Here is a 23,294-nt window from a genome sequence, read left to right as displayed (position 1 = left end):
CGCCAGGCATAAGCGGGAACGCTGGTTTCGACGACGTCGCTGGAGAGTGCGATGCGGTACCCCGCTTTGTAGATGCGCTCGCCGAGTTCGTAGTCGTCCGCGAGATGATCGACGAGTGCTTCGAAGCCGCCGATTTTCTGCAGTGCATCGCGGCTGACAGCAAGCGTGGAACCGAGACCGTAGCGAAGGCCTCCTTCGATCATGCGGGCGACGAGCACGCTAGGCATGAAGTCGGTGGCGATACCGAGAGCCTCGAGACGCGAGCCAAGTGTGCCATGCATGCGGCCGCGATAGAGCGCGGTAACGAGACCGGTTTCGTGCTGGCGTCGGGTTACAGGGGTGGATAACAGTGGCGCGAAGTTGGCCATGACGCGCTCGAGGTAGTGCGGGCTTACTGTGATGTCAGAGTCATTGACGAGGAGGAATTCGTGACGGGCTTGCAGAGCAAGTTGAGCGAGCGTGCTGACCTTGCCGTTGGCGCCGAGACGCGCTGGGCACTCGATGAGGCGGATCGCTTGATTGGGAAATTCGCCTTGCAGCTGGTGGACGGCAGGAACGGCGGGATCATTGAGAGAAGAGACGCCGAAGAGAATCTCGAATTCGCCGAGGTAATTCTGGTGGCAGTGTGAGCGAAAGGCGTCGAGCATGCCTGGGTCGAGACCCTTCAACGATTTGAGAATGGAGACGCCGGGAGCGAAAGCTGCCAGTGGTGCGCGACGGGAAGAGAGAAACACACGCGCCGCGACAATGGCCGCCAGGAAGTAGCCAATCCCTCCAACGGCCAGGGCCGTGGTAAGTGCTTCAACGGCCAAGGCGAATGTGTGGGTGTTCACGGAATTTAGTGTAGCGGAAGACAGTTGTGAGTTCTAAGCCAGTTGTGGGTTCTAAGCCAGTTCTGAGTTCCAGGTTCGTAGTTCTGATGCGGATGGGCCGTTCGCAGAATGTGAAGTCTGACTAAGAACTGTGAACTCTTTTCACTCGTAGCGAAGCGCCTCGATCGGGTCGAGGTTGGCGGCTTTCCACGCGGGGTAGATGCCGAAGAGAAGCCCAATAAAGCACGATACGCCTAGCGCGACGACGACCCAGGTGGGTGAGAGAGCGGCGTGCAGAAAGGTCACGGCGAAATGCAGAATGAGGGTGAAAAGTGCTCCGGCCAGTATGCCGAGCATGCCGCCGGCGGCGCAGAGTGTGATGGCTTCCGTGGTGAATTGGAGGAGGATGTTCCTCTTTGTAGCGCCGACAGCCTTTCGGATTCCAATCTCGCGGGTTCGCTCGGTAACGCTGACGAGCATGATGTTCATCACGCCAACGCCGCCGACCATCAGGCCGACAGAAGAAACAGCGACCATGAACAGAAAGAGTCCGCCGGTCAGTGAATTCCAGAGGCGCGTAAGCGAGTCGGGACCGAAAATGGCGAAGTTGTCCTCCTGCTCGATGCGAACGGATCGTCTTCGGCGAAGCAGTTCGCGGATTTCGTCCACGACCAGCGCCTTGTTTGCCTGGTCATCATATTTAACGGTGATCCAAAAGTCCTTGATCTCTGGATGAAGCTTTCGAAAGGTACCGAGAGGAAAATAGGCGGCATTGTCTTGCGTGTTGCGGCCGCTGCCAAAGGGTTGCGGCTGCACGTCGAAGACGCCAATGACCTGAAAGACGTCTCCTCCGCACTCTACGTCCTGGCCGATTGGAGATTCATCGGGGAAGAGGTCTTCGGCTGCATCGTGGCCGAGGATGACGACATTGGCACGGCGCTCTTCTTCGGACTCGGAGAACATACGGCCTTCCAGGATGTCAAAGTCCTGGGTTATTTTTACGGCGGAAGTCTCGCCGTAAATGATCGTGTTCTGGATCTTGTGCTTGCCGTGCTTGAGCGAGACGTTTCCGACGCCGAGTTGGAAATTTTGATACGTGAGCGCGGGATCGACGGCGACGATGTGAGGAAGGCTGCGCATGGCGACACCGTCCTCGTACGTCAGCTGTTTGCGGTTGAGCTCTTCAGTTGTAGGGCGCTTGCCAAAGGGCTCGAAACGAAAGACCCAGAGATCGTTGGTGCCGAGAGCACTGACAAAGTTGTTGATGTTGGAGTTGAGTCCGTTGATGGCGGAGGAGATCAGGATCACGGTAGAGATGCCGATGGAAATACCGAGAATGGTCAAGCCGGACCGAAGTTTGTTTCTGCGCAAGGTGTCGAGAGCAAGGCGTATGGATTCGCCGGAACTGGAAATATGCATGGTCATTTCTCCGCTCTCAAAGCTGTGATGGGGTCAAGCTGTGCAGCCTTATGTGCTGGATAAACACCGAAGAAGATTCCGACGGCTGCGGCAACAAAAAGGCCGACGAGGATGGACCAGACCTGGACAGCGGAAGGGAAGGCAATGATGAGCGTAATAATTTTGGCGGCGCCTATTCCCGCGAAGACACCGATGAGCCCGCCTACAAGTGAGATGGTGGCCGATTCGATGAGAAACTGGACGAGGATGTCGTGGCGGCGCGCGCCGACTGCCTTACGGATGCCGATTTCCGCCGTGCGTTCGGTAACAGAGACCAGCATGATGTTCATGATGACGATGCCTCCGACGACAAGTGAGATTCCGGCGACTGAGGCCACAACTGCTCCGAAGCTGTTAAGGATTTTACCGAGCAGGTTCTGAAATGTTGCGCTGGTGTCGATGCTGAAGGTGTCTGCGGAGCCGGGTGCAAGGTGGCGGCGTGTACGCATGATGGTGCGGAGCTGGTCGGAGACGATTTCGATCAACTCGCCTCCTCCCCCCGCCTCGACATAGATATCGATACTGTCATGCGCACCGTGGGATTGCTGAAAGGCATTGAGAGGGATGGCGACCCAGTTGTCCATGCTCATGCCGAGCATTTTGCCCTGGGCCTCGCCAACGCCAATCACGGTATAGGGCGCGCCGTCGATGCGGACCTCTTTGCCCAGTGGATCGCCGGGGCCAAGCATGTTGTTGACAATGTCCGCACCGACGATGGCGACGTGTGCACTGTGCGAGTCCTCGAGTTCAGTGAAGGCGCGGCCGCTCTCGATATTCAGATTTGAGAGTGCGGGCATGGTCCATGTCCATCCACGAATATCGGTGTCGGTGGTTGAGCTTCTTCCATAAACAACTTTTCCAAGGTTGTCACGGCGTGCGCCGACAGAGACGCAGGAGCTGCAGTCGGAGAGGATTGCCCGATAGTCATCCAGCGTGATGTCGCGGCGCTTCTGGAAGTCGAGGAACTCTTCAATGGTGATGAAGGTTTGCGGCATCTTGGTGACTGTAACTACGCTGGCACCGTAGTCGTTGAGCTTGGAAGTGACAAACAGCTTGGCGCCATTCGTGAGTGTGACCACCATGATTACGGAAGCGACACCAATCACCACGCCGAGTAAGGTGAGAATGCTGCGTAGCTTGTTAGCCCACAGGGATTGCAACGCGAGTTTTAAGGCTTCGATGAGAACCATCTTGCGGCCCTTCTGCTCAATGCGCTGCCTGGCGGAGCGTAGGCCGAGCGAGTTTGGAAGAACGCCTGCGATCGATGACGGCGATCTCTCGATTTGTTCGGAGGAAAGACTGCGAGATATAAGCGAGTTCCAAAAGGAAAGAGAGGATGTGCTTTATTAACGGAGCGGAAATGGCTGCGGCGTTGTGCGCAAAACCGATGAAGTCGACAGATATTCTTGAGCGCGGAGGTTTTGGATGGAGCGTGTTGCGCGCTGGATTGAGTGGCCCGCGGGTTTGCCCTCTTGCCATTTTCAGGGCCCTCCCAGAGTTAACTGGTTATTCGTAGCGAAGCGCCTCGATCGGGTCGAGGTTGGCGGCTTTCCACGCAGGGTAGATGCCGAAGATCAAACCGATGGCGCAAGAGACAGTAAACCCGGTAATGGCCCACATCGTGGACATGGTGGCAGGCAGGCCGATGGGCAGCAGGTAGATGATCCATGTGAACACGGCGCCGAGAAGAATGCCGATGACGCCTCCCATTGCGGTGAGAGTGACGGCCTCGGTGGTGAACTGCAGCAGCAACGCACGCTTGGTGGCGCCGATTGCTTTGCGCACACCGATTTCGCGGGTGCGCTCGGTCACGCTGACCAGCATGATGTTCATCACGCCGACGCCACCCACCATGAGTCCAACGCTGGAGACGGCAATCATGAAGAGAACCAGGCCGCCGGTCAGCTGATTCCATAGCTTTGAGAGCGAGTCGGGACCGAAGATCTCGAAGTTGTCGGGCTGATCGACTTTTACCTTGCGGCGAACACGCAGCCTCTCGCGTATCTCTTCTTCGACCAGCGACTTGTTCTTTGGGTCGTCATACTTCACGCTGATGTACATATCCTTTAATTCGGGGTACAGGTTATGGAACACGCCAAGCGGAAAGAAGACGCCATTGTCTCCCGGGTTTTTGCCGGAACCGAACGGCTGCTTGCGCTTTTCCAGGACGCCAATCACAGTGAAAAGTCCGGAAGCAACATTCACATCCTTGCCGATCGGGTCTTCGTTCCCAAACAGTTCTTCCGCCGTGTCATGGGCCACTACGCAGACATGAGCGTGGCGCTGATCCTCAGCATCTGTCCAGAATCGGCCTTCCTTCATGGTGAGTTCCGATACCGATTCGAGCTCTGCAGTTGAACCTGCGAGGAATGCTCCTGCCACCTTTTTGCCGTTGTATTTAACGCTGACGTCGCCCACATGGAACTGCTCATTCACGTGCTGGTACGTGCCGTCAGCGGCTACCACGTGAGGCAACGCGCGTAGCGCAAGGACATCTTCCAGGTTCAACTTCTTGCGGGTAAGCATCTCGGTTGTCGGGCGGACACCGATGAGAGGCATGTGAAATACCCAGAAGACGTTGGAGCCCATCGAGCTCACCCAGTCATTCACGCGGTTGTTGAGGCCGGTGATGACGGAAGAGATGGTGATGACGGTGGTGACGCCAATGACGATGCCAAGGATGGTGAGCCCGGAGCGCAGCTTGTTGGTTCTCACGGTATCGAGAGCCATCTTGATGGATTCGCGCGTCTGTCCCCGTGCCATGCCTTGCCTGACTTTCTAGGGAAGATTCAATTGCAATTATGCTCCTAATTCCCAGGCTCTGTGTTCAAAGCGAAAGCGGAATAACTGTGCACTGAGAACTACGAATTCTGAACCGTCCTTTCACTCGTAGCGCAATGCTTCAATCGGATCGAGGTTGGCAGCTTTCCAGGCCGGATAGATGCCGAAGATCAACCCAATCGCGCACGAGACGGTGAAGCCCGTGAGCACCCACATGGTGGACATGGTTGCCGGCAGACCAATGGGGAGGAAGTAAATGATCCACGTGAACACGGCACCGAGGAGAATGCCGATGACGCCGCCCACGGCGCAGAGGGTGACCGCCTCCGTCGTGAATTGAACGAGGAGTGTTCGCTTGGTGGCGCCGATAGCTTTGCGGACTCCGATTTCGCGCGTGCGCTCGGTGACGCTGACGAGCATGATGTTCATGACGCCGACGCCGCCGACCATGAGGCCGACGCTCGAGACAGCGATCATGAAGAGGACCAGCCCGCCGGTGAGCTGGTTCCAGAGTTTGGAAAGCGAGTCGGGACCGAAGATCTCGAAATCATCGGGTTTATCGACTTTGACTTTCCGGTGGATGCGAAGTAGTTCGCGAATCTCTTCTTCGACGAGGGCCTTGTTCTTGGGGTCGTCGTACTTGACGCTCACCCACATGTCTTTGTCTTCAGGATGAAGATTGTGGAAGGTGCCAAGCGGAAAATAGGCCATGTTGTCGTTCGGATTCTTGCCGCCGCCGAAAGGCTGTTTCTGCTTGTCGAGCACACCGATAACGGTATACAACCCTGATTCGATGTTCACTTCCTTGCCAATGGCGTACTGTTCGCCAAAGAGTTCTTCCCATGTGTCGTGTCCCAGTACCACCACATGTTCTGCCCGCTGATCTTCCGCATCGTTCCAAAGGCGACCCTGGAGAAAGACGAGGTCTGTAACGAGTCCGACCTGCGCCGTGGAACCCTGCAGGATGGTGCCGGCAATCTTCTTGCCGTTGTATTTCACGCTGACATCGCCCACCCGGAATTGCGACTTGGTGTGCTGATAACCGCCGTCAGCTGCAACGACGTGGGGAAGCGTGCGGAGAGCCAAAACGTCGTCGATGTTGAGTTTCTTGCGGGCAAGCATCTCCGTCGTGGGACGCACGCCAATGACGGGCAGGTGAAATACCCAGAAAACATTACTGCCGAGCGAACTCACAAATTCCTGTACCCGGTTGTTGAGGCCGCTGATGACCGACGAGATGGTGATAACGGTGGTGACACCGATGACGATGCCCAGGATCGTCAGGCCCGAACGCAGCTTGTTCGTGCGAATGGTTTGAAGCGCCATCTTGACGGATTCGCCGGCTTGTTGTCCTCGCATAAATACAGCTCCTAGCTTCTAGCTCCTAGCCTCCAGCCAGGAACATCGGCGATGTTACGTGCTCAAGCCTGTTCGGCGGCACGGCGACTGCTCAACTTTGAAGACAGCTAGGAGCTAGAAGCTAGCAGCTCGAAGCTGGCTCTTCTACATCTCCGCTCTCAATGCCACCACCGGGTCGAGTCTTGCGGCTTTGCTGGCGGGGTAGACGCCGAAGAAAATGCCTACGGCGCTGGCGAGGAAAAGACCCAGAAAAATTGCCCAGACGGGTACGGCCGTCGGAAAGCCTACGAAGACGGTGATCAGCTTGCCCACCAGTACGCCTAAGAGGATTCCGAAGATGCCACCGACTGAGGATAGTGAAGCGCTTTCGATGAGAAATTGCATCAGCACGTCGCGCTGCTTGGCGCCAAGTGCCTTGCGCACGCCGATCTCGCGGGTGCGCTCGGTGACGCTGACCAGCATGATGTTCATAATCACGACGCCGCCCACCACCAGCGCGATGGAGCCAAGCCCCAGCACCACCCAGGCGAAGACGCCCAGCAACTGGTTGGCAATATCGAGGAAGGTGTCGTTGGTCTGGATTTCAAAGTCGTCGGGCTGGCCGGGCGCGTCGTGACGCCGTGCGCGCATGATGACGCGGGCCTGATCCTCGGCTTGAATCATGACCTGGGAACCGCCGGAGACGCGCGCATATATGTCCACCGAGTCGTTGTAGCCGTAGATCTGCTGATAGGTGCTGATGGGAATAGCCACCCAGTTGTCCTGCGATTGGCCGAGCGTCTTGCCCTGACGGTCGCCCACGCCAATGATCGTGAATGGAATACCGTCGACGCGAATTTCCTTACCCAGCGGGTCTCCGTCGCCTATGAGGTTGTCGACGATGTCGTAGCCGACGATGGCGCTATGGAAAGCGTGATCTTCGTCTGCCGGCGTGAAGCCACGGCCGAGAGAGATGTCGACGTTGTTCAGCGACATCATGGATGCCGTGTAGCCGCGCACGCCGGTGTTGTTGCTGGAGTGGCCGTTGTACACCACGTTGGTGTTCTTGAACAGTGACGCGCCGACTTCGCTGCAGGCGTCGCAACCATCCTTGATGGCTTCGTAGTCCTCAATGCGAATAATCTTGCGCTTCTGATACCGGAAGTACTCGTCGGCGGAAAGAATCACGCTCGACATGCGGTTCACGGTGAAGACGTCGGCTCCGTAGCCGGAAAGCTTGGTGGAGATGAACCGCTTCGCGCCCTGCACGAGGGTGAGCACCATGATGACCGATGCCACGCCCATGACCACGCCGATGAGCGTGAGGATGGAGCGCATCTTGTTGCCCCAGAGGGATTGAAGCGCGAGTTTAAAGGCTTCGAGGATGCTCATGAAACCACTTTCTGCTAGCCCGGCGGATTTCTGATTCCGCTAGTCCAGTTTACGCAACTTTCGAATCATTCTTCTGCGACAAGTGACGAAACGGCTCCCGCAGCCGCCCTACTGAAGGCGGTAACCATTAGTCGGGATACGCCGGTATTTGATTGACGGCTGAGAGGAATTCAGGGCCGCAGATCTCCGCAAGTCAAGATTCCTCTCTACAAGCTGTACGCAGGGGGAAACCCGCAAGTTCCGGCCCGCGCCCGCCGGCCCATCTTGTAGCGACTGACAGTCTGCCCCCATAAGCAGGCGGTTTATCGTCCCTTAGATTGGCCGGGGGCTGGTGTTCTTGGCATCGGTCACATTGTCGGGCTCATCGGTGAAGGTTTTACCGGCACGATAAGCGAATTTCTCATATTTCCCATCGATTCTGCGGATTGCATCCATGGCGCCATCATCCCATGTAACCCTTGCTTCACCATTAACATAGGCCCATTTTCCGTGAACCCTGTGAAGCGAACGCCAGGCAGTCCCGTCGTCGTCGAGGGTGATGTAGAAAGTGCCCCCCGAACCGTCGCCGACCTCCCACTTGCCCAGAAAATGACCGCGGGGCGGAGCGCCGGCTGGCGTCGGACCCGAGTCGACAACAGAGGTCCCGCCGGTTCCGGAGAACTCGATGCGCGCTACGTCTGCGAAGTTGAAGGTTTGGCGGTGGCCGTCCCTGAAGACAATCACGAGCTGGCCGGCGGCATTTTTGCTCGGGTGGTTTTGGGCGATCGCCCCGGCGGCTCCCAGCAGCATTACCGCGCATCCGGCCATTACAACGACGAACTTGCGCATCGTTTCTCCTTTGTCGTTACAGCGTCTGAAACTCCAGGCGAGTCGCCGCACCGTGCACCGATAGCATCCGATCGGGGACATCATTATCTACGTGGATTGCCCGTTGGCGGTTCCGCCCAAGATTGCGAGCCGGGCAATAGACTTGTGCTGAATTCAAAAGCCGGGGCATCTAATAAGTGTATGAGAGACAGGTCGAGGCGCATCCTGGTGATCGGTGCGGGGATGGCAGGGCTGACGGCAGCGCGGCAGCTGGCCGAGGCTGGCCGAAAGGTCCTGGTGCTGGAGGCGCGCGATCGTGTGGGTGGAAGAATCCTTACGCTGCGCGACCAGGGTGAGATTCTCGAACTGGGAGCGGAGTTCATTCATGGGCGGCCGGCGGAATTGTGGGACCTGATCGGCGAGGCGGGACTAGAGACGTACGCGCTCGACGGGAAGGACTTCTGCCGCAAGAGCGGAAAGCTGAAGAAGTGCGATGAGATCGGCGAGGTCTTCAAATTCCTCAACGGCCTGCAGAAGTGGAAAGGCGTGGACCTGGCTTTCGCGGATTATCCGCCGCTGGAAAAGCTGTCGCAGGAGAAGAGGGACGAAGTTATCCAGTACGTACAAAGCTTCAATGCGGCCGATTATCGGCACATCGGGGTTCACGCTCTTGCGGTGCAGCAGCGGGCGGAGAAAGAAATCGCGAGCGAAAAGGTGTTTCGGGTTCGCGAGGGCTACGACCGGGTGCCGGAGTTCGTTGCGAACAAGGTGCGCGAGGCCGGTGGACGCATCGAGCTGTCGCGCACTGTGGAGAGGATTGAGTGGGAGCGCGGCAATGTGCGGGTATATGTGCGCGATGGCGGCGAGTTGGCGCAATACTCGGCGGCGAAGGCGATCATTGCATTGCCGCTGGGAGTCCTACAGCACCTCGGAGTGGTGTTCGATCCGGTGCCAGCGCCGTTGATCGCCGCCAACCAGTTGGCCATGGGGCCCGTGCGGCGGTTCACCCTTTTGTTTCGAGAGCGCTGGTGGGCCACACACGAAAAAGTGAAGCTGCCGAAACTGAGTTTCCTGTTTGCGCAGGATGCGATGCCGCCGGTGTGGTGGACGGCACACCCCTGGGAGACGCACACACTGACGGGATGGATCGGCGGACCGCGCTCGGCTGCCTTTGATCAGTTCACCCGCGAGCAGGTGGGCGACGCCGCGTGCAAGGAACTCGCGAAGATCTTTGGGCTGCCGTTGGCGATGCTGCGAGGGCAACTGATTAGTTGCGCAACGCACGACTGGCAGGCCGACCCTCTGAGTTGCGGCGCCTACAGCTATGTACCCGCGGGCGCGCTTGACTCAGTTCTGAAGATGGCAACGCCGGTGGAGCAGACACTGTATTTTGCCGGAGAGCACACCGACACGACCGGGCATTGGGGAACAGTGCACGCCGCGATGCGGTCGGGGATACGCGCAGCGAAGCAGGTGCTGATAACGATGAGGGCACAAAGGACTGAGCCAACCGCAAGCGCGCGGCGGGGATGAAGCAGGCAACCTCATGGTTGCATATCCTCAATGCTACTTTCCTGCTATCGCAGGTCTGCCCTTGATGAAACGGAGCTTTTCGATACGCCCGGTGCTCAGAGTGAATCCGTCGATCGTGCCTTTCGCATCGCGCGTAAATCGGATTTTGCCGACCGATGCAGCGAAAAAGTCCGGCGCCACGGGACGCAGCGGGTCCGGGTCGTTTTTCAGGCGATGGAGTACAAGCCTGATCTGGTCGGGCTGGCCTGTCATATCTCCGGCCACATGTGCTTTCTCGATTTTGAACTCGTAAAGCGGGTCGATCTCCGGGCTGCTGTAGACACCTGCATACTCGGCAAGCTGTGCGGGAAGTGGCGTGAACGGCTTGGTTGCGGAGAAAGTTTCAATCTTGCCGTCTTCCTGCTTGAGGGTGAATTCAAGCGGCGCTCCTGCCTTGACGGGTAAAAATGTGAAGTCGACGGGAGCGATCAGCAGATGAAACTGATTCTCACTGAGAGCCTTCACCTCATAGGTCTCGTCATCACCAAGATTGCCGACCTGTAACTTCCCGTCCTTGATCATCCAGCGAACAAAATCGTCCTCGTCCTTCACATTCCCGTACGTGCCCACCCTGGCCTGCATCTGCGCGGGCGTCAGCGCGAACGGCTTGGAGTCGTCGGCACGTGCGGGGTCCGCGGGCTTCATCTCCTTAGCGAGGTAAATCTCGGCGACTTTGCGATTCAGGTTGCTGGGATTTGCAGTGGCAAGGTTGCATAGACACGCCGAACTGAAGTGCTGATCCGGGAAGCGGATCAGGTCGGAGCGATAACCCGCGTCCGCGCCGGCGTGATCGACCGTGTTAAGGCCGCGGTAGGTGCCGATCACCAGGCCCGAGGCGTAGTCGATCTGCTGGCCGTTGTTCAGCTTGCCGCGCTCCTGCAGCTGCTTGATCAGCTCCGGTCCCCCGATGCGCGGGCTGTAGAAGTTCTCATCCCAGAGTGCGAGGTCTTCCACGGTGGTCATCAGGCTGGTTGCACCCACGGTGTCAAAGTTCGTTACGCTGAGGCGGAAAGTGTCCCTGGCTGGCTCGTAACCGTAAGCGATGTTCTTCACGATCTCGGCGTGGTCATCGCGGAAATGAGTGCTCTTCATACCAAGGGGCTGAAAGATGTTGGCGGTGGTGAACTCGCGGAGCGACTGGCCGCTGACACGCTTCACCACCTCGCCGAGCAGAGTGTAGCCGGTGTTGCTGTAGAGTTCTTTGGAGCCCGGCGGAAAGTTCAGCTCCTTCTGGCGCGAGACGACATAGAGCACGTCGTCGTTGGTGATCAGGTCGAGGGAATAGCGCCAGCCGGAAAGGCCGAGCAGGTCCCATTGGTCGCGAAGCCCGCTGGTGTGATGGATCAGCTGGCGGATCGTGATCGGCGTGCCGAAGTCCGGAAGCTCTGGAATGTATTTCCGCACCGGGTCGTCGAGCGAAAGCTTGCCCTGCTGCGCGAGCATAAGGATCGATGCGGCCGTGAACTGCTTCGACATCGAAGCCACGTGAAAGACGGTGGTGGGAGTATTGGGGATATTGTGATCGAGGTCAGCCATCCCGTAACCCCGCTCGTAGATGATTTTGCCGTCTTTCATCACAGAGAGCGCGCAACCGGGGGACACCGTCGAGTCTATCTTTTGAAAGACTGCGTCGACCTTTCCGGACAGATTTTCCGCGGCAGGCGGAGGAGTCTGTGCCGTACTGTTGAGTGACAAGAGGATGGACAACGCCGCCGAGACAAGGGGTAACTTACGCACGGGCCGGATCTCCCTCACAAGAGAATTCAACACATTGCTCAGCCGCAAGTGTAGCCGTCCGAGCGGGTAGCATTTCAGTCGAGCTCCGACTCTTCTCCTTCATCTTCTTCCTCTGGCATTTCGTCTTCATCGGCTTTTTCAAACTTGTCGCAGCTGTCCCGATCGACGCATTCGAAGCAATCCTATGGACGCTCGCAGATGGCAGTGGCGGGGGCGAGGTCTTCGGCATTGTTTTCGCAGAGGCTGCGCACCGCTTCAGAGGGTTGGGCGCGGCGACACGGGAGGCGAGCTGGGTGGCGATCTGGAGGCCATAGAGGAGGAGGCCGGCTCGGCGCGTGTCCATGTGGGGCGAGTTGAGAGCGCCGAGGACTTGCGTGAGCGCGATCTGGATGCCGCTGGTGTCTTCAATCGGCAGCAAGTGCTGCTTCGCTTCCGGGCTGGAGGGATCGCCCAAGCGATGAAGGTTGGTGTGGTAATAGCAGAATGGTTTGTCGCGGAGGGCCGGGGAGTGGCATTTCTTTCCGCTCGGCATGATGTGTCGGCATTCGTTATACATGGGTCTCTCTAGGGGGGTGTCCCCCCATACTCTTTAAGGAAGTTCGGCGGTTTCAGTGGTTTGCGAGCAGCCTTCCGCTTCAAAGTATTCTCAGCAAGAAACTTAGCCGCAGAGTCGTCTCCGGAAAGGAGTTATGGGGCAGTGGCCCAGTTTTTTCCCGTGGCCGATGGCCAGTTGGCGGCATAGCGGGCCGATTTGGATGATCAGAACAATTCATGTGGGCCGCAGGCCTAGTTCTGTCTGCATGGTTCAAGGATAGGGATTTCGCAGAAATAATCTGCAAATTGGCTGCGGCGTGGAAGTGATTGCAAGGAAAGGTATTACGAGAAGATTTTTGGACGGGGGGGATTGACAACGGTTTGAGGTGGCGGGAATTGAGGGAGGCTCATGTGGGGGGAACTGTGGTCGAGCGAGCAGGTGGGCGGGCGAGAGACGGCCGATCAGAAGTCTCGGCAAAACATATCTATCCGCCTACCTCGATGAAATGACGTTCCGATTCAACAATCGTTCGAATCCATTTCTGTTCCGCGACACGCTGATGAAGCTCAGCAGCCTAGTTCAACTCCCCTTGATATTTCCAAGATGGATACTTAAATATTGGTGTAATTTTGCATGTGCCGATCTCCTGTAGATCAATTTCCTGTGCTGTGTCATTAGACATGCAAAGCAGTTCTCCGTTTGGCAGCGGAAATAATCCGCTTAATCTCATGTGGTTTGAAGTTAGCCAGATTACCTGAAGAACTGGACTTCCATCCTCCGTAACAACTTCAAAGGCGCGAGAGGAATAGTTTCTATCAAGATGAGCACTTCTGACTTTGAAATCGCCATCTTTCAATTCAACGGCTGATCTATCGGTCGGGTTCCAAAACTGAATTGAGTATGAAATTCTGCCATCAACGTATTGAATCGACATCGGGGAATAATCTTCGTAGGTAGCGGGGTGCACCACATAGCCCCCCGACTTCATCCAATCTATCCGATTACTGGTTACCAGGGTTCCAAAGGAAACTTCAATCACATCGGAAACATCATGGAACGCTAGATTTGGTAATTCGCTTTGCGCCTGCTCTTTCCTGCTTGCTACATGCTTAATAAGTCAAATTGAAGATCCGAATACCAGAATGCCAGCAACGATAACCATTACAGCAATCGCTTTTTTATAGTCGTGTCCCTTAACTTCGGCATCTGTTACGCCTCTCGCGGTAACCCATGCCACTGCAACGAAGAAGCAAAAGCGAGCCACGATGTAATCGTCTCCATAGAGCGCCCCTAGTCCAATCGCAGCGATAATGCCTGCCAAGAAAACGATCACTGGCCACCGCCATAGCACGGTTGCCACGAATCGCAAGATGTGAACCAAGGGGTTTTCTTTTTCCTCCGGCTGGGGATCGACGGGGGTTGTTGTCTGGCTTGGCGTGTCCATTCTTTTGTTGGCCACAGCGCGATTGTGAGCGTTTCCGCCCCGATACTTTCCACGCTTCCTTTTGGGCATAGAAGAGATTGTCGCCCCAACGCGTACCTTGCGTCACGGTGATAATCTTCCTCAGGAGCAACGGTGGGCCACGCCACGATCGCGACCAACCAAGGCCGTGTCCTGGTAAGAATCGGCGACCATCCAGGCGGCTGCCAAGAGCGCCGCGTTGAAGATGGTCTCGCTCCACTGGAAGGGGACTTTGGAGCCTGCTGCCACGATGGGAACCCATACGAGGAGCAAGAACAATCCGATTTGAAGTGCAGAGAGGAAAGTTGCTAATCGCGCACAGCGACCGGCGAGCACCGCGACACCTGCCGCGATGAAGGCGCCGCCCGTGAAATACGCCCAGAATATATGTCCGGGGAGCCAGTCAGGGATGAGCGACAGGGTGTCTTTCACATCGATGAAATGGGCCGAGCCGAAGAAGATCAACGAGAAGCCGTAGAGTATGTGCGCGATACGCAGGCCGTTGTCACCGCTGACAAAGCTGAGATATTGATGGTTCGAGTCAGCGGCGAACCAGACATAGAGCACCCAGGTGGCAGCCAACATGACCAGCAGCGGAAACACTGACCAACAAGCTTCAAAAGGGGATTTAAGTAGAAAATTGGGCAAACGGAAAAGCAGCAGCCAGAGTAAAAGAGTCGCGAGTAGCAGGCGCGTGGCAATGGCCGCCACGCGCGGAACAAGCAAACCAATGCCGGACGCAAGGGAGATGAGGGGACCGAGGTAAACGACAACTCCGCGTACGGGGATGCTGGCGGGAACAGGATTCCATACCGGAACAAAATCGGGGTATAGAAGACCCACAATGCCGAGACCGATCATCGTGATCGAAAAGACCAAATGACCGCAGCTTGCAATACGCATGAACGTGTTCTCCAGAGCTGGTTCAGTCTGTTCGATAAACCAGCCGGCAGGGTACGGAAAATGCAGTTCCCTTCCGGCAACAGTCGTTTGAACTACCGGACCTTTTAGACCTAGATTTTCCCACTCAGTAGAAAGGTGCGCTGCTCGCCCTGCGGCCGGAGGCCTTCTGCTCTCAATCAAACGCAAACAGATTTCATCCAGCCATCTCTTCAGAGATTCGTCAGCCGAATTGTAGCGCGTTGAGCATTCTGGGCGAGTGACGCCGATGCGGAAGTAATGGAGGGCAACCGCAGTCATACATTTCGCGCGGCGACACCAGGGACCGCGAAAATCAATTGAGATCGTGCTTTCCCACCCAAGCTGCGCTTGGATGGGGCACCCTCGTTTCGTGCAGGTTTTGAATTTTCAGGGGAGTTCCTTCCACTGCGCGCCAGATTGACAGCGCTCGTGAAATTCCAAGCGGGTGAATCACCTCCTATGCGGAAGTGAGCATTTCTGTGGCTCGAAGGGTCGTTCAGGACTATTTAGCAAGATCAGCGGCCGGAGCTACCGAAGCCTTTGGCCAGGCGGGCCGAATCCTCGAGTGTCTCCACTTCTTCAACGGCGCCAGTTAGCACCGGAACCGGGATCATCTGCGCGATTTTTTCGCCGGCCTTGAGCTCGACGGGGGTATCGCCGAGGTTGGTCATCACAATCTGCACTTCGCCGCGATAGCCTGCATCGATGACGCCGGCCGTGGTGGCGATCCCTTTCGAAGCCATCGACGAGCGGTCACGGACGAGCAGCCCGAGGGGGATGCCTGTTTCCGGATGCCGGGCTTCGACGGAGATGCCGGTGCGTACGCGGATCGTTTTATGGGGTTCGAGCAGAACAGTTTCGAGAGAGAAGACGTCGTAGCCCAGATCTTCGCCGGGATGGGCAACGACGGGCAGGCGGGCGCCTTTTTCAAGCAGTTTCACGCGGAGCATGTGCTCATGGTACCGGGCGAATGAGCTGGGGCCTGTGGATTCGTGCACCGTTTCATCCAGCAGGCGAGGTCGCTTTGGATGAATTTCTGTTACATTGTCTCCACACAGGAGCGCCACTGCCGGAAACTGTCTAATTCGTCCCTCTGATTCCTGGCCTCACCGAAGGAACGGGTGAGGTGTCTCTCGAGGCCTTCTTACAGAGAGGATGATCCAAGTGCAACTTGAGAAGTTGGGATGGAATGGCTTTTTTGCGAGCCAGGCGCGCGCGGGTGTGCCCGCACGTGTGGCTTCAGCAACCCGCGAGCACTTCCTGGTGTGGACAGAGAACGGCGAAGTAGAAGCCAGCGTAAGCGGACAGGTGCGTCGAAACGGTTCAACGTGGCCGGCAGTCGGAGACTGGGTGGCACTGCGGCCGGATGCACCGGTTATCCAGCAGGTCTTCGAGCGCAGAACCGTGCTGTCACGGAAGCACCCTGGCCACGCGATGGACGAACAGGTGCTCGCCACCAATATCGACGCGCTGTTTATCGTCAGCGGGCTCGATGGCGACTACAACGAGCGGCGCATCGAGCGCTATCTCGTGGTAGCGCGGCAAAGTGGTGCGCGCCCTGTGATCCTGCTCAACAAGTCGGACCTGGCAGAGCAATACCGCATCGACGTTGGTGAGGTTGTGGCGCGGCTCCGTCACTGGAGCGGCGCGCCGGTTCTGGCAGTCAGCGCAGCGGCCGGAGACGGCCTTGAAGGATTGGCAGATCTGCTCGCTCCGGGGGAAACCGCCGCGCTGATCGGATCGTCGGGCGTGGGGAAATCCACCCTCGTGAACCGCCTGCTCGGGCAATCCCGACAAGTGATCGGCGAAGTTCAGGCTGACGACAATCGTGGACGCCATACGACCACGGTGCGATCGATGTTCATCATGCCCGGCGGGTGGCTGCTCATCGACATGCCGGGGTTGCGCGAAGTCCAGTTGTGGGCATCGCCCGAACAACTCGATGCAAGCTTCGAAGATGTGCGTGAGATTGCGCAGGCATGCCGGTTTCGCGATTGCACGCACAACGACGAGCCCGGTTGCGCGGTGGCAGCATCCGGGCTTGATGAAGATCGCATCGAGAATTACCGCAAGATGCAGCGTGAACTGGATTATCTGGACCGGAAAACCGACAAGCGCCTGATGAGCGAGACACGGGCACGCTGGAAAATCATCCACAAGGCGATGCGGAAGAAAACCAAGGATGGATGGTGAGAAGCAGTTGGCAGTAAACTGGTTATGGCAGGAGGACCGGGCGGTCGCCGCCGGAATCCGTAACCACGGATGCCGGGGGAGGAAAGTCCGAACTCCGCAGGGCAGTGTGCCGGATAACGTCCGGGATGGGAGCTTCAAGGCTCACAGACGGCCAGTGCCACAGAAAAGATACCGCCTCGGCTACCCCTCTTTCGGGAGGGATACCCGGGAACTCCGAAAAGGTTCGCCTGGACGGTAGTCTCCGCGCTGAGGTAAGGGTGAAATGGTGCGGTAAGAGCGCACCGCTCCGGCTGTGAAGCCGGGGGCAGGGTAAACCCCACACGGAGCAAGACCAAATAGGGGGGGAAGCTTTCGCGAAGAGCCACGCGGGGCTGCGCATCTGCCCGATGCGTTCAGGCGGCTTGAGCAATTGCCGAAACCTCCGGGTAGGTCGCTGATGAGTGTCTGCGGCAACGCAGCGCCTAGAGGAATGACCGCACACGACAGAATTCGGCTTACAGGTCCTTTTGCCGAATAGTGTCAAAGTAGCAAGCCGAGCCAGGAGCCACGAGGCCGTTTCGCAATCTGGCTGGTGTCTTATGGTGTCACGGCGGAGTCATCCGCCGTGACCCTCCACTCCGCCATAAAAAGATTGGCCAACATAGATACAACCCACCTGGATTAAAGAGCAGGCTACAAAACCATAACTACCCAGTCATAACTATTGACTGCCTCAATTTCTTTTGGGTAATATCGTGATCCGCAGGTTCTCCAACGGACGGGCCCTTGGCATCATGCAGTTGTGCGCCATGATCATCCAGCCCAATTCCGAACTCCTCACTATCCTTAGGAATAACGTGCGCCACATCGAGGAGAACAAAGACGAGAGCCTTGGTCCCGATGCCGCAGAAATCAAAGACCTCATGCTGCGCCGCATTGCTGTGATTGAAGCGGCCATTGCACGCCTCTCCCAATTTGCCTCGGCAGGGTCGGCCCGGAAAGAACCATAGATACAATCCACCCACCATAAAGAGCTCTCCAGGGTTCTGTTTCTGCAAGGAACTGGCCGCTCTCGGCATTGTGCGCCGCGCACGCAGCCTGCGCCGCCAACGGGACAAGCGCTGCAGTTTCGAATGTCTGGTACGGTACATAAACTCTCGATTGCGCTGAATTTTTATGAAGATTCCCATTGCACTTGGGCAGGCATGGTTGAGTGTGTGTGGCCCGGTCCGGGATCCCCCTGCTGCGCACTGAACGCAGAATCTACCGATAGAACCCCAATCGATACAGAGTCGACGGGAGGATCATGGCTGCTCGCACCCCTGACTTGGGTCGCGGGGGTTCGATCCAATCACGGTAATCTTGCGCGCCTCCATCGTTGTGGCACAATTAATTGCCTATGGCTCAGCGCCTTCCCCGCGAACTCCTGGAGGAACTCTGCACCTACCTGAAGCACTTTGACCAGACGGGACATCTGGGCGAAAGTGCGACGGTAGCGGAGATCAAGCGCCGACTCCGCGCCCGCATTGCGGAAGTTGAGGCAGAGCTAAGGTTTGCTGGACAGAGCAAAGATCCTGAAGGGCAGCGACGATTGAAGGAAAGCGGGTAGCGATCGAGGGCCCGCTTCAGGTTCCATTTCCTCGATTCGCAATTTCAGAATTTCGCGGTGAAGGGACCCATACGAATTGATTGCGAATCGATTTGCTGCTGGTTATACTCAAGGCTCCCTATCATGAAGGCGCGCATTTTTATCCTTAGAGCTCTGCTCTTCGCTTTGGTTCTGGCTCCCTCCGCGCTGCGGACCTCGGCCAGACCGCTGGGCGCATCTTCGTGCCGGGTGGCGAAGCCGGAACTTCGGGCGAGCCATGAGGACCGCCGCACCGGCGAGGTCTTGGATCAACTTGTGGCATCCACGCCGGGCAACCACGCACCGGCAACGCGGCTACACAGGATTCGCGGCAAGAAGATCAGCACCCAGTGGGGCCTGGTAGCGACGCCCCTAAGTTGCGCACCAAGTCATTTCCTCGTCTCGGACGTGCGCGTTTGCGAGCAGGATATGGACGGCCCCAATCCGTCCCGCGGACCGCCTTCGCATTTCTCCCTCTAGAACACACAACGGCCAATTGAATTCCATACCTGCGGGTGCGGTGTTTATCTGTCGTTTTGTGAGCAACTGAGCTGGTGCTGCCGACAGGTATGTCGAAGACCGCCAAGTTGCTCACCGCGTGGACTGAATCGACACGAGACAACTGCAACAAGACTGAGTTCAGCTTGGGATCCCTCACGGTCTTGCCTGGGGGAACCCAATGGACTAGGTGCCAGACCTCCAATGGCTACTAGTCCACGGGGGGTTGGGGACGCTCGGGGAAGGCGAATCCGACCCGTTAATGCCAGTCTGCAGGCATCCCTGCCAGCAGCAGGCAAATGCGAGTAGCGGCATCCGCTTGGGTGCCGCTGCCGCAAAGATTACTTTCCCGATCCCATGAAATCAAGAACGTGCGTGGATCCGTGCGGTGATGCATTCCGGTTGTTGTGAATCGGGCGGCAATTGCGAAGCATCCATTGCTCATTAGACACGACCTCAGCGAGCAACTATCGAGCTCGAACCCAATCCAAGGAGAATCCGGTGAGAATAGCAGCGACAATCGCCCGCTATCTGATGGGAGCGATTTTTCTGTTCTTTGGTTCAAACATGCTCTTTCACTTTCTGCCCAATCCGCCGATGCCGCCGGGTCCAATGGCGAACTTCAGCATTGCGATGGCAGAGTCGCACTACGGTGTCGCGGTGGGATTTTTTCAAGTGGCGCCGGCGATCCTGCTGCTCATCAATCGCTATGTGCCGCTGGCGTTGACGGTCCTTGCTGCGGAGATTGTGAACATACTCACCTTTCACATCACGATGCAGTTGGGCGGCCTGCCGATGGCCCTGGCAGTAGCGATCCTGTGGGTTCTCGTATTTCTTCGCGTCCGGTCGTCGTTCGCGGGAATATTTGAGCCGACACCACAGCAATGAATGGGCGCCGGGGCCGCGACGATATCTCGCCTCAGTACCTACAATAGAAAGCGATGATCGAATATCTCTACCTTGGGCGCGTGGCATACGACGATGGGCTTCGGTTGCAGGCCGAGGTTGGGGCCATGCGGCTTGAGAATCGCGTCGACAACGTGCTATTGCTGCTGGAGCATCCGCCGGTGCTGACGCTCGGGCGGAATGCGCGGCGCGAGAACGTACTGGCTTCGGATGAATTGCTGGCGCGCCGAGGCGTGACGCTGCACGAGATCAATCGCGGCGGCGATGTGACCTACCACGGACCGGGGCAATTGGTTGGCTATCCCATTTTCGATTTGCGGAGTTTGCAGAACGCGAAAGGCGGACGGCTGGGGCCGGTGGATTTTGTGCGGAGGATGGAGGAAGCGCTGATCAGGCTGTGCGGAGTGTATGGCGTGCGCGCGGGGCGGATTGCAGGCTTGACGGGCGTGTGGTGCGGCGCTGCGGGCGGCGGTCTTTCCGACGAGAATTCCGGCAAGACAAAAGATCGAAAGATCGGTGCGATCGGGATTCATGTTTCGCGCGGGATTACTTCGCATGGATTTGCGTTTAACGTGACGACGGACCTGCGGGATTTTCAACTGATCAATCCATGCGGCATTACTGACAAGCCGGTGACGAGCCTGGAGCGGGAGATTCCGGAAGGGGTGAGTCTGCCGGGGCTTGAGGAGATGGCGCACCAGGCGGCGCGGCAGTTCGGTCATGTCTTTGCGCAGGACGTGCTCGCTGTGAAGAGTCTGGACGCTTTGCGCGCGCAGGCGGCTGCGAAGAGGGAGCTGCCTGCCGAAGATACTCCGCTGCAGATTCCGGACGAGGTGGAGCGGCTGCACGGTGATCCGGAGCGGCCGGTGCGGGCCTGAGGTTGGGGTCGCGATGGTTCGTGCTTTCCCACCCATGACGCGATAAAGCTGGGTCATGGATGGGGCACCCGGCGGGCCTGATTGGCGAGGTTCTCAGGCTAGGTGAGCTTTCTCCCACCTCTCCAAATGCGAGACATGGGGCACCCGCTTTCTCCCACCTCTCCAAATGCGAGAGATGGGGCACCCATGCGGAGATTTATAATCCGGCAGGAACCGGACGGGCGTTCCTTATCCCGCATGGCGGAGTGAACGATTCATGCCAACCGACGTAATCATGCCGCAGATGGGCGAGTCGATCTTTGAGGGCACCATTACAAAGTGGCTCAAGAAGGTCGGCGAGCCGGTGGAGAAGGATGAGCCGCTGTTCGAGATCTCGACGGACAAGGTGGATGCGGAGATTCCCTCGACCGCGGCCGGCGTTCTGACCGAAATCAGATTTCCCGAGGGGGCAACGGTTGAAGTCAATACGGTGGTTGCCGTTTTAGCTGAAAGAGATTCGACGGCAAAAACCGCGGCCGCTCCTGAAGAGCTTGCGAAATCCGCTGCGCCAAAGCGGACGCCGGCCGATGCTCCCGCTCCACAGCCCAAATCCCATGTGCCTGCCTCGGAGGCGCCGTCGGCAGCAGTTCGCGCCACAGGCAATGGCATCGAGATCGTGATGCCGCAGATGGGCGAGTCGATTTTCGAGGGGACGATTACCAAGTGGTTGAAGAAGGTCGGCGACGCGGTGGAGAAAGACGAGCCGCTGTTTGAGATTTCGACGGACAAGGTGGATGCAGAGATTCCTTCTTCCGTGGCCGGAGTGCTGACGGAGATCAGGGCAGCCGAGGGCGAGACGGTTCAAATCAATATGGTGGTCGCGGTGATCGGCGGCAGCAGCAGCGCCTCCGTTGCGGGTGGTGGCGGCTTCGCCGCAATTGAGGTTGAGCCTGCTTCGGTGCCGGTTGGGGATGTTGAGGCGGAGCAGAGTTCGCTCGTCACTTCAGATGGGCGAAAGATTAAATCGTCGCCGCTGGTGCGGAAGATTGCGAAGGAGCACAGCGTTGATCTGCGGCTGGTGCCGGGTTCGGGATCGAATGGTCGCATCAATAAGGAAGACATTCTAAGGTACGTCATGGAGGGCGGATCCGCGAGAGCGACGAAGGCGGTTTTGGCTGCACCACCGAAGCTCAAGCCCGAGACGCCGCAGCCGAAGGCACTGAAGGCTGAGGTTGTTCCCCTGACGAAGATGCGGTCGATCATTGCGCAGCGGATGGTAGAGAGCAAGCGCACGAGCCCGCATGTGCATTCGGTCTACAAGGTCGACATGACGCGGATTGCGCGGCTGCGCGAGCGCGAGAAGGCAGGTTTCGAGCAGCGGCATGGAGTGAAGCTGACGTATATGCCGTTTATCGCGGTGGCGGCGGTTGAGGCGCTGCGGCGCTTTCCGATTGTGAATGCTTCTCTGATCGAGAACAACATTCACTACCACGCAAATATCAATCTCGGTATCGCGGTGGCGCTGGAGTGGGGGCTGATTGTGCCCACGGTGCGCGAGGCGGAGAAGCGGGATTTTGCGAATATCGCGCGCAGCATCAACGATCTTGCGGGGCGCGCGCGCGCGAAGAAGCTGTTACCGGATGAGGTGGGCGGATCGACATTTACGCTGACCAATCCGGGCATCTTCGGCGATGAGTTTGGTATGCCGATCATCAACCAGCCAGAAGCGGCGATTCTGGCGATTGGCGCGCTGAAGAAGGAGCCGGTGGTGCTGACCGACGCCGAGGGCAATGACACGATCGCGATTCGGTCGATGCAGTATTACTGCCTGGGATTCGATCATCGGCTGGTTGATGGAGCAGACGCCGGAAAGTTCATGAGCGAGTTCAAGCGGACGCTGGAGTCGTGGGATCGGGCGATCGGGTAGGTGCTTACCGGCTGCTTCTCGAACTCATCATCTGTTAAGCCCGCATCCGCCCATGCTGTTCGCTGCTTTCCCACCCATGCCTCGCGGCATGGATGAGGCCCACCCTGGTTCGTGCTACACGTTCGCGGCGGATCAGTGCCCTGCCCAGGCGAGGCCGTCGGCGTATTTGCCTGTCGGAATAGTGCGGGTGACTTTCCACGTTGCTGTGTCGATTTCGGCGACAGCATTGGCTTTCTCGCAGGAGACGTAGGCGGATTTGCCGTCAGGGCGGACGAGGACCTCCTGCGGATAATCTGCGACCGAGACGGTGCGCGCTACCTGCATCGATTTCAAATCGATGACTGCGACTTTGTTCTGATCGGGAAGGGCGACGAGGAGCCAGCGGCCGTCGGGCGTGGGGGCTGAACCGTAGCCAACGCCTTCCATCGGAATCCACTTGGCGACGGTGCTGGTGGCGGTGTCGATGACGGCCATCTGCGGCTTGGTCTGGTC

The 23,294-nt window shown here is 57.7% G+C and carries 22 protein-coding genes and 1 other RNA gene; 9 read left to right on the top strand and 14 right to left on the bottom strand.

Annotation, left to right across the window (positions count from 1 at the left end):
• The 7 genes from WA354_RS13465 to WA354_RS13435 all read right to left on the bottom strand — a co-directional run.
• Positions 1-812 (bottom strand): glycosyltransferase (locus tag WA354_RS13465; RefSeq protein ID WP_472813529.1); only part of this gene is annotated, 812 nt, incomplete at its 3' end.
• Between the two features lie 162 nt (positions 813-974).
• Entirely contained in the window at positions 975-2,231 is a 1,257-nt protein-coding gene (locus WA354_RS13460; RefSeq protein ID WP_472813528.1) for an ABC transporter permease, read from the bottom strand.
• A gap of 2 nt (positions 2,232-2,233) precedes the next feature.
• Positions 2,234-3,460, bottom strand: coding sequence for an ABC transporter permease (locus WA354_RS13455; protein ID WP_472813527.1), 1,227 nt, complete (start codon positions 3,458-3,460; stop codon positions 2,234-2,236).
• A gap of 316 nt (positions 3,461-3,776) precedes the next feature.
• Positions 3,777-5,033 carry an ABC transporter permease gene (locus WA354_RS13450; protein WP_472813526.1) on the bottom strand — a complete coding sequence of 419 codons (1,257 nt, stop codon included), beginning with the start codon at positions 5,031-5,033 and terminating at the stop codon, positions 3,777-3,779.
• A 120-nt stretch (positions 5,034-5,153) separates the two neighbouring features.
• Complete coding sequence (locus WA354_RS13445; protein WP_472813525.1) at positions 5,154-6,410, bottom strand: ABC transporter permease; 1,257 nt, start codon at positions 6,408-6,410, stop codon at positions 5,154-5,156.
• Between the two features lie 144 nt (positions 6,411-6,554).
• Positions 6,555-7,781: an ABC transporter permease gene (locus WA354_RS13440; protein ID WP_472813524.1), complete on the bottom strand. Its 1,227-nt coding sequence runs from the start codon at positions 7,779-7,781 to the stop codon at positions 6,555-6,557.
• Positions 7,782-8,093: 312 nt separating this feature from the next.
• Entirely contained in the window at positions 8,094-8,609 is a 516-nt protein-coding gene (locus WA354_RS13435; RefSeq protein ID WP_472813523.1) for a hypothetical protein, read from the bottom strand.
• A gap of 180 nt (positions 8,610-8,789) precedes the next feature.
• On the opposite strand from WA354_RS13435, the gene WA354_RS13430 reads away from it, so the two are divergent.
• Positions 8,790-10,121, top strand: a complete 1,332-nt coding sequence (locus WA354_RS13430; protein WP_472813522.1) for a flavin monoamine oxidase family protein — start codon at positions 8,790-8,792, stop codon at positions 10,119-10,121.
• Positions 10,122-10,154: 33 nt separating this feature from the next.
• Here the strand turns inward: WA354_RS13430 and WA354_RS13425 are convergent, their stop codons facing one another.
• The 6 genes from WA354_RS13425 to WA354_RS13400 all read right to left on the bottom strand — a co-directional run bounded on the left by WA354_RS13425 (position 10,155) and on the right by WA354_RS13400 (position 15,765).
• Positions 10,155-11,897, bottom strand: a complete 1,743-nt coding sequence (locus tag WA354_RS13425; RefSeq protein ID WP_472813521.1) for a serine hydrolase domain-containing protein — start codon at positions 11,895-11,897, stop codon at positions 10,155-10,157.
• Positions 11,890-12,453 carry a hypothetical protein gene (locus WA354_RS13420; protein ID WP_472813520.1) on the bottom strand — a complete coding sequence of 188 codons (564 nt, stop codon included), beginning with the start codon at positions 12,451-12,453 and terminating at the stop codon, positions 11,890-11,892. Before WA354_RS13420 ends, WA354_RS13425 begins: the two co-directional genes overlap by 8 nt.
• A 553-nt stretch (positions 12,454-13,006) precedes the next feature.
• Complete coding sequence (locus WA354_RS13415) at positions 13,007-13,471, bottom strand: hypothetical protein (protein ID WP_472813519.1); 465 nt, start codon at positions 13,469-13,471, stop codon at positions 13,007-13,009.
• A 78-nt stretch (positions 13,472-13,549) separates the two neighbouring features.
• The gene (locus tag WA354_RS13410; protein ID WP_472813518.1) at positions 13,550-13,876 is read right to left on the bottom strand and encodes a hypothetical protein; all 327 of its coding nucleotides are present in this window, start codon (positions 13,874-13,876) and stop codon (positions 13,550-13,552) included.
• Positions 13,877-13,996: 120 nt separating this feature from the next.
• Positions 13,997-14,797, bottom strand: coding sequence for a DoxX family protein (locus WA354_RS13405; protein WP_472813517.1), 801 nt, complete (start codon positions 14,795-14,797; stop codon positions 13,997-13,999).
• A 533-nt stretch (positions 14,798-15,330) separates the two neighbouring features.
• Entirely contained in the window at positions 15,331-15,765 is a 435-nt protein-coding gene (locus tag WA354_RS13400; RefSeq protein ID WP_472813530.1) for a dUTP diphosphatase, read from the bottom strand.
• Positions 15,766-15,979: 214 nt separating this feature from the next.
• Here WA354_RS13400 and rsgA point away from each other — a divergent pair, with 214 nt between their 5' ends.
• The 8 genes from rsgA to WA354_RS13360 all read left to right on the top strand — a co-directional run bounded on the left by rsgA (position 15,980) and on the right by WA354_RS13360 (position 22,802).
• Positions 15,980-17,008 carry a ribosome small subunit-dependent GTPase A gene (gene rsgA, locus WA354_RS13395; RefSeq protein WP_472813516.1) on the top strand — a complete coding sequence of 343 codons (1,029 nt, stop codon included), beginning with the start codon at positions 15,980-15,982 and terminating at the stop codon, positions 17,006-17,008.
• Between the two features lie 28 nt (positions 17,009-17,036).
• Positions 17,037-17,521, top strand: an RNA gene (gene rnpB / locus WA354_RS13390) — RNase P RNA component class A.
• A 221-nt stretch (positions 17,522-17,742) separates the two neighbouring features.
• Positions 17,743-17,997 carry a hypothetical protein gene (locus tag WA354_RS13385; RefSeq protein WP_472813515.1) on the top strand — a complete coding sequence of 85 codons (255 nt, stop codon included), beginning with the start codon at positions 17,743-17,745 and terminating at the stop codon, positions 17,995-17,997.
• Between the two features lie 389 nt (positions 17,998-18,386).
• Positions 18,387-18,596: a hypothetical protein gene (locus WA354_RS13380; RefSeq protein ID WP_472813514.1), complete on the top strand. Its 210-nt coding sequence runs from the start codon at positions 18,387-18,389 to the stop codon at positions 18,594-18,596.
• A 123-nt stretch (positions 18,597-18,719) separates the two neighbouring features.
• Positions 18,720-19,094 (top strand): hypothetical protein, encoded by a 375-nt coding sequence (locus WA354_RS13375; protein ID WP_472813513.1) that lies wholly within the window; start codon positions 18,720-18,722, stop codon positions 19,092-19,094.
• Between the two features lie 519 nt (positions 19,095-19,613).
• Complete coding sequence (locus WA354_RS13370; protein WP_472813512.1) at positions 19,614-20,000, top strand: hypothetical protein; 387 nt, start codon at positions 19,614-19,616, stop codon at positions 19,998-20,000.
• Positions 20,001-20,053: 53 nt separating this feature from the next.
• Positions 20,054-20,896 (top strand): lipoyl(octanoyl) transferase LipB, encoded by an 843-nt coding sequence (lipB, locus tag WA354_RS13365; RefSeq protein ID WP_472813511.1) that lies wholly within the window; start codon positions 20,054-20,056, stop codon positions 20,894-20,896.
• 256 nt (positions 20,897-21,152) lie between these two features.
• Positions 21,153-22,802, top strand: coding sequence for a 2-oxo acid dehydrogenase subunit E2 (locus tag WA354_RS13360; protein WP_472813510.1), 1,650 nt, complete (start codon positions 21,153-21,155; stop codon positions 22,800-22,802).
• A 132-nt stretch (positions 22,803-22,934) separates the two neighbouring features.
• Here the strand turns inward: WA354_RS13360 and WA354_RS13355 are convergent.
• Positions 22,935-23,294, bottom strand: a 360-nt coding sequence (locus tag WA354_RS13355) for a YncE family protein (RefSeq protein WP_472813509.1), incomplete at its 5' end; no start/stop codon positions are given.

It is taken from the genome of Occallatibacter sp. (assembly GCF_049802275.1).
Classification (GTDB): Bacteria; Acidobacteriota; Terriglobia; order Terriglobales; family Acidobacteriaceae; genus Telmatobacter.
Note: the sequence above shows the minus strand (reverse complement) of the source record. Positions and strands in the feature narration are given on the sequence as shown.

Excerpts from the sequence above, each read along its gene's own strand:
- WA354_RS13410 (WP_472813518.1), bottom strand. The coding sequence starts at position 13,876 with ATGGACACGCCAAGCCAGACAACAACCCCCGTCGATCCCCAGCCGGAG.
- lipB (WP_472813511.1), top strand. The coding sequence starts at position 20,054 with ATGATCGAATATCTCTACCTTGGGCGCGTGGCATACGACGATGGGCTT.
- WA354_RS13400 (WP_472813530.1), bottom strand. The coding sequence starts at position 15,765 with ATGCTCCGCGTGAAACTGCTTGAAAAAGGCGCCCGCCTGCCCGTCGTT.
- WA354_RS13450 (WP_472813526.1), bottom strand. The coding sequence starts at position 5,033 with ATGGCACGGGGACAGACGCGCGAATCCATCAAGATGGCTCTCGATACC.
- WA354_RS13440 (WP_472813524.1), bottom strand. The coding sequence starts at position 7,781 with ATGAGCATCCTCGAAGCCTTTAAACTCGCGCTTCAATCCCTCTGGGGC.
- WA354_RS13380 (WP_472813514.1), top strand. The coding sequence starts at position 18,387 with ATGGCTCAGCGCCTTCCCCGCGAACTCCTGGAGGAACTCTGCACCTAC.
- WA354_RS13375 (WP_472813513.1), top strand. The coding sequence starts at position 18,720 with ATGAAGGCGCGCATTTTTATCCTTAGAGCTCTGCTCTTCGCTTTGGTT.
- WA354_RS13460 (WP_472813528.1), bottom strand. The coding sequence starts at position 2,231 with ATGCATATTTCCAGTTCCGGCGAATCCATACGCCTTGCTCTCGACACC.
- WA354_RS13420 (WP_472813520.1), bottom strand. The coding sequence starts at position 12,453 with ATGTATAACGAATGCCGACACATCATGCCGAGCGGAAAGAAATGCCAC.
- WA354_RS13445 (WP_472813525.1), bottom strand. The coding sequence starts at position 6,410 with ATGCGAGGACAACAAGCCGGCGAATCCGTCAAGATGGCGCTTCAAACC.
- WA354_RS13360 (WP_472813510.1), top strand. The coding sequence starts at position 21,153 with ATGCCAACCGACGTAATCATGCCGCAGATGGGCGAGTCGATCTTTGAG.
- WA354_RS13455 (WP_472813527.1), bottom strand. The coding sequence starts at position 3,460 with ATGGTTCTCATCGAAGCCTTAAAACTCGCGTTGCAATCCCTGTGGGCT.
- WA354_RS13405 (WP_472813517.1), bottom strand. The coding sequence starts at position 14,797 with ATGCGTATTGCAAGCTGCGGTCATTTGGTCTTTTCGATCACGATGATC.
- WA354_RS13430 (WP_472813522.1), top strand. The coding sequence starts at position 8,790 with ATGAGAGACAGGTCGAGGCGCATCCTGGTGATCGGTGCGGGGATGGCA.
- WA354_RS13435 (WP_472813523.1), bottom strand. The coding sequence starts at position 8,609 with ATGCGCAAGTTCGTCGTTGTAATGGCCGGATGCGCGGTAATGCTGCTG.